General features: G+C 34.9%; 6 protein-coding genes. 2 read left to right on the forward strand and 4 right to left on the reverse strand.

Going from position 1 to position 10,209, the window contains the following annotated elements:
* From UIB65_RS07000 to UIB65_RS07010, 3 genes are all read right to left on the reverse strand, one after another.
* A partial coding sequence (locus UIB65_RS07000) for an AMP-binding protein (RefSeq protein ID WP_330040519.1) occupies window positions 1-4,176 on the reverse strand: 4,176 nt, incomplete at its 3' end.
* A gap of 174 nt (window positions 4,177-4,350) precedes the next feature.
* Entirely contained in the window at window positions 4,351-5,739 is a 1,389-nt protein-coding gene (locus tag UIB65_RS07005; protein WP_330040521.1) for an MFS transporter, read from the reverse strand.
* A gap of 13 nt (window positions 5,740-5,752) precedes the next feature.
* Window positions 5,753-6,202, reverse strand: a complete 450-nt coding sequence (locus tag UIB65_RS07010; RefSeq protein ID WP_330040522.1) for a MarR family winged helix-turn-helix transcriptional regulator — start codon at window positions 6,200-6,202, stop codon at window positions 5,753-5,755.
* A 108-nt stretch (window positions 6,203-6,310) separates the two neighbouring features.
* Here UIB65_RS07010 and UIB65_RS07015 point away from each other — a divergent pair, with 108 nt between their 5' ends.
* Together UIB65_RS07015 and UIB65_RS07020 are read left to right on the forward strand one after the other, a co-directional pair.
* Window positions 6,311-6,865: a manganese efflux pump MntP family protein gene (locus tag UIB65_RS07015; RefSeq protein WP_330040525.1), complete on the forward strand. Its 555-nt coding sequence runs from the start codon at window positions 6,311-6,313 to the stop codon at window positions 6,863-6,865.
* A 196-nt stretch (window positions 6,866-7,061) separates the two neighbouring features.
* Window positions 7,062-8,450, forward strand: a complete 1,389-nt coding sequence (locus tag UIB65_RS07020; protein WP_330040523.1) for a DHA2 family efflux MFS transporter permease subunit — start codon at window positions 7,062-7,064, stop codon at window positions 8,448-8,450.
* Between the two features lie 429 nt (window positions 8,451-8,879).
* On the opposite strand, the gene UIB65_RS07025 is transcribed toward UIB65_RS07020, so the two are convergent.
* Window positions 8,880-9,458: a phosphatase PAP2 family protein gene (locus tag UIB65_RS07025; RefSeq protein ID WP_330040524.1), complete on the reverse strand. Its 579-nt coding sequence runs from the start codon at window positions 9,456-9,458 to the stop codon at window positions 8,880-8,882.
* Window positions 9,459-10,209: the final 751 nt, after the last annotated feature.

The raw sequence follows: 10,209 nt of genomic DNA on the forward strand, positions 1-10,209 counted from the left end.
AGCTTTTCCTTCGGATTCATCTCCGTTGATGTCCTGCGGAATCAATGTTGCACTGTCAAATTCCTTAATCTTATTGGCAAAGAACAGTTTTGCTTCCTCATACAGGCTTGACTGCTGTGTTTTGATTTCATTGAGAGAGTATTCGAAACCGTCAAGTTCCTCAAGTACGTAATCTTTTCCGTCATAAATCTTTGCTATTTCATCGAAAAGGATGTTGAGGGATGTTCCATCCAATATTATGTGGTGGAAATCAGCAAGAAGCATTGAATCACCGACTATCTTGAATCTGAACAGCGGTCCTTCATCCAACTTGAACGGCCTTACAAATTCATCAATATTGGCCTTGTCAACCACTTCAATCAAATCGTCGACTTTAAGGCTGTCCCTTCTTTTCTGATATACCTCACCGTTTTCCATGATTATGACTGTCTTGAGGTACGGGTGGTTTTCAATAGCTTTTACGATTGATGATTTGAGTTTATCTACATCGATTCCTTCGCTGAATTCCATTTTCTTTGGAAGGTTATATGCAGTATTTTGCGAATCCTTGATGCAGTCGAAGTAAACTCCAAGCTGATTTGGAGTCAATGGATAGAGTTCCCGGACTTCGCTTGACTTGTCATCATCAATCTTGATTTCGGATGCAATCTTTTCAATTGTCTTGTATTTCAAAATCTCGGTAACGTTAAGCTGTGCTTTAAGGTTGGAGTATATTGCTGAAGTCAGCTTGATGACAGTCAGGGATGTGAGGCCCACGCTGAACAAATCGGTGTTGACGCCAAATCCGTCAGTTCCAAGGATATCGCTGACCATGTCAAAGAGTTTCTCTTCGATTTCAGTTCTTGGCTTAATGAACTCGTCAACATCAATTTCAGGGTCAGGCAAGTTTTTAAAGTCTGTTTTTCCGTTAGGTGTTTTTGGGAATTCATCCAATTGTGTGAAATATGAAGGCACCATATATTCAGGGATTGAATCAATAATGTGCTGTTTTAAGTCTTCAATATTTATATCGCCTGCAGCTGTGAAATAAGCGCAGAGATGTTCGATTGAGTTGATTTTCTTGACCACAACTTTTGAAAGTGTTATGTTTTCATAGTTTGCAATTGCCCCTTCGATTTCAGACAGTTCAATTCTCAAACCCCTTAACTTGATTTGGGTATCGTTTCTTCCGTGAACATACAGTTCACCATTCGCATCTTTCTTACCCAAATCTCCGGTATTGTAGTATGGAATGCCATTAATTATTAAGAAGACCTTTTCGGTTTGTTCATCATTGTTTAGATATCCTCTTGCAATTCCAGCTCCACCTACATATATTTCACCCGGAACATAGGCAGGCAGCTGATTTCCATCAATATCCATAATCTTGTCAACAACATTAAGCATTTTCCATCCTGCAGTTACTTCAGCTGAATCGATAAGCTTGTAGTGTGAAGCTATTGTCACTTCGGTAGGTCCGTAGGAATTGTAGATGTCTGCGCTGGTGTATTTTGACAGTCTGTCATATAATACTGGTGGGAATCCTTCTCCTCCTACAATAATCACATTGCAGTTTCCAACAACTTCCTGTATTTCTTCAAGTTGCAGGTATTCAAGCAATCTTGTTGGTGTTGAACCGAATCCTTCAGCATTTGTTTTTCTAAACAGCTCAACCAGCTGCAACGGATCGATTGCCTCTTCATCGTTTGCAAACACTACTGGGAGTCCGTTGAGTATTGTACCGAATATTTCCCTTAAAAATACGATGAACGATACTGTTGAAATTGAAATGAACTTGTTGCATCTGTGGTTCAGCTCGTAAATCGGAACGTTCTGCTTGACATTTGCAACATAGTTTGATATTCCTCTGTGGGTTATCATTACTCCTTTCGGTTTTCCTGTTGAACCTGAAGTATATATCAGGAAACAGAGATTGTCAGGTGTCAGGTCGATTTCAGGATTTGTCTCATCGCTTTCACTTAGAAGTTCATCCACATTGATTCTGTTGGCGCCGTCATAATCAATTTCTGAGCTTGTGATTACAAATCTGGAATCACTGTCCTCAAGAATCTGGTTGATTCTGTTTATAGGATAATTTGGATCAATTGGAATGAATGCAGCACCTGCCTTGACAATACCAAGTACTGCAGCTATCAGGTCGCTGTTTCTTCTCATCATGAACATGATTCTGTCTTCAATGTTCACTCCTCTTTTGATTAATGCATGGGCAATCCTGTTTGCCTTTCTGTTAAGCTCATCATATGTGAATTCGCCGTCTTCGGCAACAAGTATTGTCTTTTCAGGGTTTTCGCAAGCGATGTTTTCGAATATCCTGTTGATGATTCCTTCATTTGCAAGCTCTATTTTAAAGTCCTCATCATATTCAAGTTCCCTTCTTATTGAAATATCCTTAAGCAAATCATCGCATGAGCCAAACTTATCTATCAAAACATCCATTGAGTCAATAAAAGCTTCAATCAGCTCTTTTGAATAGAATGATTTATCATAACTTATATTCATATTTGAGCTTTCGAAGTTGAATACGAATTTATAGTCTTTTTTATCATATTCATTTACAAAGAATAGTATTTCGCTTTCAAAGTTTAAGTTCCTGTTGTGCAACAAAGGATAATTGTGATAATCGTCAAAGTTCTGTTTAAAGTCATTGAAATATTCTCTGACAGACATCTCTGTGTTGAAGTGATATCCGCATGCCTGTTTATTGTATGCAATGAGTATGTCCTTTGAAAATGAAAACTTGGTTAGATTGAAGAGGAATAACGCAAGCAATACCTTGTCATTATGCAGATTGTATTGTCTTGACAGACTGTTCAATTTTTCCATATCCAATTCTCTTGATATTTGGGTGAAGTCAACTTTATCTCCATTGACATCGGGTGATATTGCTGTAGGGTTGTCAAATGAATTGATTAAATTATTGTAATAGTTTTCAGCCTTAAAGAAGTCACATACATCAATATCATATTCTCTGCATTTTTTGGTTGAATCATCAATTACCTGCCTTGTCAAATCCTTCAGGCCTTCAGCAATTGCTTCAATTTCATTATAGTTGAAGCAAGACTTATCATATTCAATGAATATTGACTGCAAACCGTTTTTGTCTGAATAATTTTTGTTTATTCTAAAGTGAAGCGGGAATTTAATGTCCTTTTGAAGAGTCAGGAATTTTGAATCCTGATCGGTGGAATTGGACACGATTGAAATCATTGAAATGCAATCAGGATCTATATTTTCATTCCTTAAATCTGTTGTATATTCGCTGAACTGCAGTTTCGCATGACTTAGGCCCTCTTTTAGAACTGATTTGGAATATTGAAGCAGTTCATCAAAGGTCATGTCCTCATCATATGTCAATCTTAAAGGAATGGTGTTTACAAACATTCCAAGAGCATCTTCCTGTCCGAAGTATCTTCCATGAACTGAAGTGTTCATTACAATGTCTCTGAATGACTCATTGTCCTTTTTGGACTTTGCAAAGTATAGGAAGTTAAGCGCCAGTGAAGTTACAAAAGGAGAATAGTCAAATTTTGGAATCTGCTCCAGTAAAACTTCGAAAAACCCAAGTTCGGATTTATCAAATGAATACCAGTCCTGTGAATAATCCTTCAGACTGTCAAGCCAGTATTTCTTGTCTTCATCGGCTTCACTAGAGTTGAGATATTCCAGTTCACTGTCCACATATGTTTCATATGAATATTTCTTGGCGACGTATTCCTCATTATTTTCAGTGCACTCAATGTATCTTTCAATTTCACGAGGAATCAAAGAGAATAATGATGTACCGTCCAATAGTATATGTTGTACGACTCCAATGAGCACGGTTGAGGATTCTGTCTTCAGTACTGCCCATTTGTATAATGGGGAATCGAAGATATCTTCGAAAGGATTTTCCAGATAATCGACGATGAATCCGTCAAGGTCATCATCAGACATTTCAAATGTTTCTATATTTACTTCAAAATTATCATAATACTGTTTGAAATCCCCGTTTCCCTCATCTTTGATTTTTAAGTTCAAATGATTTTTGGAAATGCTTTCTATAGCTAGCTTTACATTTTCAAAATCATCCAAATCATAATCTTTTCTGAATTTAAGGTAAAATGAATCATTGTTCGGATTGTTTATTTCCGAAAACAATAGCATTTTTTGCGAGGATGACAAATCAAAACAAACCATATTATCACCTAAAATATATATGTATACTTTTTGTGTCCTATCATTAAAATATTTTTAGAATAAATAATGTGGAATTTTAAAACAAGACATATTATATAGTCAAAGAGGATTTAATAAAATTAAAAAAGAGTGATGTGATGGTTCATTCAATTAAAAAGAAGATAGCTATGGAAACTATCCTCTTTTTGTATTGAATTGGTCTTTGGATTTGATTCCGACCAGTGAAGCGAATATTGCAAGAACGCACGCTACGGTACATATTCCGCAAATGATTTGGGATGACTGAACAATCATGGATGCATACTGGGGAGCCAGCTCAAGGTTGCCCATTACCCATGCAAACACTAGTGTCAAAAGCCCAAGGCTCATGGTCTGACCTATTGTTCTCATGGTAGCCTGTGAAGCTGATGCGGTCGGAGCGTCCTTCGGAGGAACTGAACTCATGATTGCATTCATGTTCGGGCTTGAGAAAAGTCCCATTCCGATACCCTGAAGAATCATTGCAATCACTACAAGGTACAGCGGCGTATTTCCGTTGAGGAATGTCAATATCAGAAGAGCCGCTGTTGCAATTCCCATTCCCAATGCTGCCAGTTTTTGAGGATGTACCTTATCTGAAAGCTTACCTGCATTAGGTGCCATAATTGCCATAAGTATAGGTGTAATAATCAATATCATACCTGACATCTGCGCATCCCATCCTCTTACGTATTGGAAATGATAGTTGAGGATTGTTGTAACTACCATTACAGCAATGTAACTGCACAGTGCAGCTATATTGGATGATGTGAATTTCGCATTTCTGAACAGGTTCATGTTGAATACAGGTGACTTTTGCCTTAGCTCATAGGCACCGAATATTATCAGAAGAACTATTCCCAAAACTGTTATAATCAGACCTGTCTGTGTGGTCAGGGTTGTGAATCCATAGATGAAAGCCAGAATTCCCATTCCATAAATCATGGATCCAACCTTGTCGATTTTGTCTTTTTCATATGTTTTCCACTCCTGCGGGATTTTGAAAATCATCAGCAGTATGCACAGTACCAAAAATGGAATTACAAAGTAAAACATTGACCTCCATCCGAGGTTATGCACCAGAAATCCGCAGATTACTGGAGAAAGTGATGTTGCCAGATATACTCCTGTTACTGTAAAACCCAATGCCTTTCCTCTGTTTTGCGGTTTCACCGCCTGTACTACCATTGCCATTGCAGATACGTTCAGGAATGCTACTCCCGCACCCTGAAGTATTCTGAAAATCAGAAATGTTTCTGTTGAGATTGAAAGGCATGCTCCGATTGATGCTATAAGATATACGATTACGCCCGCAAGCAGTGATTTCTTGACTCCGAACTTACCTGAAATCTGTCCTGCAGGAACTGTAAAGACAGCCACCACAAGGAAAAATATTGTCGGCACCCAGTTCTGGATGACGTTGTTCATTGCAAACTCCTGTGCAATGGCCGGCACTCCGATTATGATACCATTTGATAAAAACACTGCAAAAAATGATGTGATAAATGATATCAGTACTACATATGTTTCAAATTCTATTTTCATAATAACACTCTCGCTAATTATCTTCTATAAGTTTCATGCCGTTATAGGCTATTTCAGCTATTCTTTTTTTAAGCTCCTTGTCTTCATCGCTTATTCCTACTTCCTTTTCCCATTCCTTTGAAATTCTTCTGTATTCGGGAACAAGCCTTGATCCCTTGTCTGTAGTATTGAGCATGTATTTGCGTCTGTTTTTTGGATTTACTTCACGTTTTATGTAACCCATATCCTCAAACTTCTTCAGTATCTTGGCAATATTTCCCTTGCTCTGGCAGAACATGTCCACCAGGTCGTCCTGGGAGCAGTTTGGATTGTCATATATGAAAATGATATATCTCACGTCATGGCCGAAATCGATGTTTGAAAATTTGGATTTCATGTATTTCTGCTGATTTAATGAAATATTATGTATCCATGCAATGAAAGGGGATTTGTCCCTGATTCCTTGAAAGCTTTCATCATCCATACATTTCACCTGATTTTATTTTGTAGGGCATATAATATAAATGTTTCTTTTGAAACAGTTATTTTTGAAACAATAAAATTTTATTATATGAAAGTCAATGTAGTATCAATGTCATTTAATATAGTATCTATTTTCCTGATAGCTGTTGCACTTGCAATGGATGCATTCAGTGTATCTCTGACCAAAGGGTTCACGCAAAAAAAACTAAGAACAGTTGAAAAAATATACTATGGACTCTTTTTTGGCGGATTTCAGTTCATCATGCCAATATTTGGTTATTACTGCGTCAGCACAATATCTGATTTAATACAGTCATTTGCATCAGCGATAGCATTCGTGCTGCTTGTTGCAATAGGGCTCAACATGATTCGGGAAAGCCTCTCCGGAGATGATGAGGAAATAACCGACAACTTTTCATTCAAGGAAGTCACATTGCTTGCAGTAGCTACAAGTATCGATGCATTTGCTGTAGGAATTACCTTTGCCCTAATGGATTATCCTATTCTTCTTTCATCTGCCATAATAGGTGTGGTTGCATTTGCATTCAGCGTATGCGGCATATACATAGGAAGGAAATTGGGCGACTGGCTGGGTGATAAGTTCCAGATAATGGGTGGAGTAATCCTGATACTGATTGGAATCAAAATACTTTTGGGATTTTAAAACGAAATGCATTCCATGATTTAAATGCAACTGGTGCTGATATGTATAATGGATAGCAGTTATTTTTTAAATAATCATTTTGTTTTATAAAATTATCTTTTTTTCTCACAGTAATTCAATAACAGTACTAATTGTTAAACTATTTAATGTAAAATGTATAAATTATTAATTGACAACAAATTATGGAACAATTATCATGGAATTTGAAAATAAAAGTGGATTAATAACCTTGATTATAATTATTATTGCTTCTTCAGTTACATTAATCTCACAAAGTATTGTAACAACAAGTTTGCCTTATTATATGGATGATTTTGCAGTATCTTCAGCAACTGCGCAATGGACATACTCAGTATTCCTGCTGGTGATTGGAGTAATGATTCCTCCAACAGCATATATTACAAAAAGATTTAAAATTAAAACAATACTGATAACATCACTCATTTTATTTATCATTGGATCTCTGCTTTGTTTTTTATCAATAAACTTTGAAATGTTAATTGTTGGAAGAATCCTGGAGGCTATGGGAACTGGTATTTTAATGCCAATCGGTCAAATATTGATCTTTAGAATAATGCCTGAAGAAAAATGGGGATTTTTCATGGGATTAATGGGATTTCTTGTTGGAATTGTCCCTGCAATGGGACCTACAATCGGTGGAATTATAATTGACTTATTTAATTGGAGAGTTATTTTTGAATTTTTAGCGATAATAACTGTAGTAATTCTGGTTTTATCAATACTCCTTGCAAACTTTGAACTTGAAACCCAAAATTATCCTTTGGATTTCCCATCATTGATATTGTCAATAATATTTTGTGTAGGGTTGATGATAGGATTTTCAAATATTGCAGAGTTTGGATTCAGCTTTATTCATGTGATTTTACCAATAATCATTGGAATATTGACATTAATAATATTTATTAAACGTCAAAACAAAATTGAAAATCCGCTTGTTAACTTAATAGTACTGAAAAATAAGTATTTTGTATATGGGACTGTTTTTGCAGCATTACTATACTTTATGATGTGTGGAATCAATGTAATGGTACCATTGTTTGTACAAAATGTTGCATATTACTCTCCAACTGAATCCGGACTCATATTGTTCCCTGCAGCAATAATCATGATTGTGTTCAATTTCATAAGCCCTATAATGGCAGATAAGATTGGAATAAAGCCAGTTTTAATAGCATCATCAATTATGAATATTATAGGGTTTGCTTGCATGATGACTTATAACATGAATTCCACATTTGAATATCTGTTGGCTACCCAGTTAATCAGGGGAATCGGCTGCGGACTCGGTCTGTCTCCTGCAATTACTTGGGCAATGAGTGTTGTTGCAGGGGATGTTGAGGATGCAACTGCAGTCAACAACACCACAAGGCAGGTCGTAGGAGCTATAGGATCATCAGTTACAGTTGTGATAATGCAGATATTGGCAAATGGAAATATCACTCATAATCAACTTTCCGTTAATTCATTTAGTATGACTTCATTAATGATGATAATAATAACTGTGGTCTTGTTAATAATAACAATACTGTTTATAAAAAATAAAAAGGATATTGTGGATAATTAACAGTGATTATATTATTTGAAATTCATTATCATGTTTTAGATAAGTTTCATTTAAATGAAAACTATTTTAATTTTATTTATCAACAATATTCACTAAAAAGTAGTAGATAATTCATCTATTTTTTACCATTATTTGTTTGCATTATATCAAACAAAAATCAAAAAAGTAGTAGATAATTTCTATACTGTTACTCCAACAGCAACATGAAGCCGGTCAAAAAGAACCAGAAATTGCACAATCCGGATTCACCCTTGCTGATTGGGGAAGTTAATGAGAATGATGTTGTAAAAAGAAGTCAATGAACTAGTTTCATTGATTGCCAACAAACACTAATTTAAATTCATCACATGTTAATAAAATTAATGTTTTGATGATGAATAATCATTTAACAATTATTTAATAAGTTATTTTCACTCAAAACACAAAGAATTAGGGTTTGAATAACAATTTTGTCCCTAAATAATTTTCAAGAATATGCACAACAATTTCTGCAGAAATTATGCCGATTATCCCTCCACCAATCACATCTATTGGATAGTGAACGCCGCCATAAATGACTACAAATGATAAAATTAGCAAATATATGAGTGATAGGACAATCAATTCACGTTTATGTTTATCTGCGACCAATATGATAACTGTAAGCACTGTAGTTGAAATGCCAAAATGGCCTGATGGGAAAGAATAAAAACCGTTATCATGAACAACCAATCTTATGGCTTCATATGCTATAAAAGGTCTTGGACTTGGATAAAAAGTTTTTGATATCATTATCAAAACAATTGAAAGGCAGTATGCTGCAAGACAATACAATGCAATTTTAGTTATTTTATTATTTTTAAATATTCTGGATCCTATTAAAACCAAGATAATCAAGGCAAATATCACTCTTACATCAGTGATTGAATATATGACAGGCACCACCATATCCAAAAAAGGATTTTGTAATCGATTATTAATGAAAAATAATAAATCTAGTTGTATATCTCCCATCTTTTTATCTTCCATTTATCATAAAAAACATTATTGTATTCATCTTTAAATTCATTGCAGAATTCCTTGTTCAGTTAATGGGATGAATTCAATCTATGTACAAATGTAGAGTTTTTCCTTTGCCATAATCTTCATAATATTATTTAAATTCCATGCTTATGGCTAAAAATGACATTTTGAACAAATGCCATACTGTTGATGTGTTTTTATATGTTTTTAATCATATATGAATTTTACATCTTGGTTTGGTAATCGTGAATGGTAATTTTAAAATTGAACTTCCGCCAACTTTTAAGAAGTAGGGGATTCTCGATTAATTAACATGCTTTTACTGGAGTGAAATGTTAATATTTTCGAGCCAATACCCGTGCACCGCAGGCCATGACAATACCCTACGGATTGTCTTTATTATTTTTCAATTAATGATTCCTTTTAGTCAACTTAATGTTGGAGTTGGCATAACACACTTCAAATTATCTACTACTTTTAGTGAAATTTGTTCGATATGATACGAACAGATAGGGATGAAAAGTAGAGTAATTATCTACCATTTTAGTCAAATTTGTTTCATAAGTAAAGAAGCAACCCAATTTCATCAGTTGACAACCAAATTTATCACTTCATTCATTTGAAGTAATAATTTTAACTAGATCTAAATGAAGTACTTCAAATTGTTAAAGGATATATTTTATAAAATAATATGTTTAATTTTAAATTATATAATGAAAATTTATTATAATTTTTACAAATATTATCAGTATACAAT

The organism is Methanobrevibacter sp., assembly GCF_036307625.1.
Lineage (GTDB): Archaea > Methanobacteriota > Methanobacteria > Methanobacteriales > Methanobacteriaceae > Methanocatella.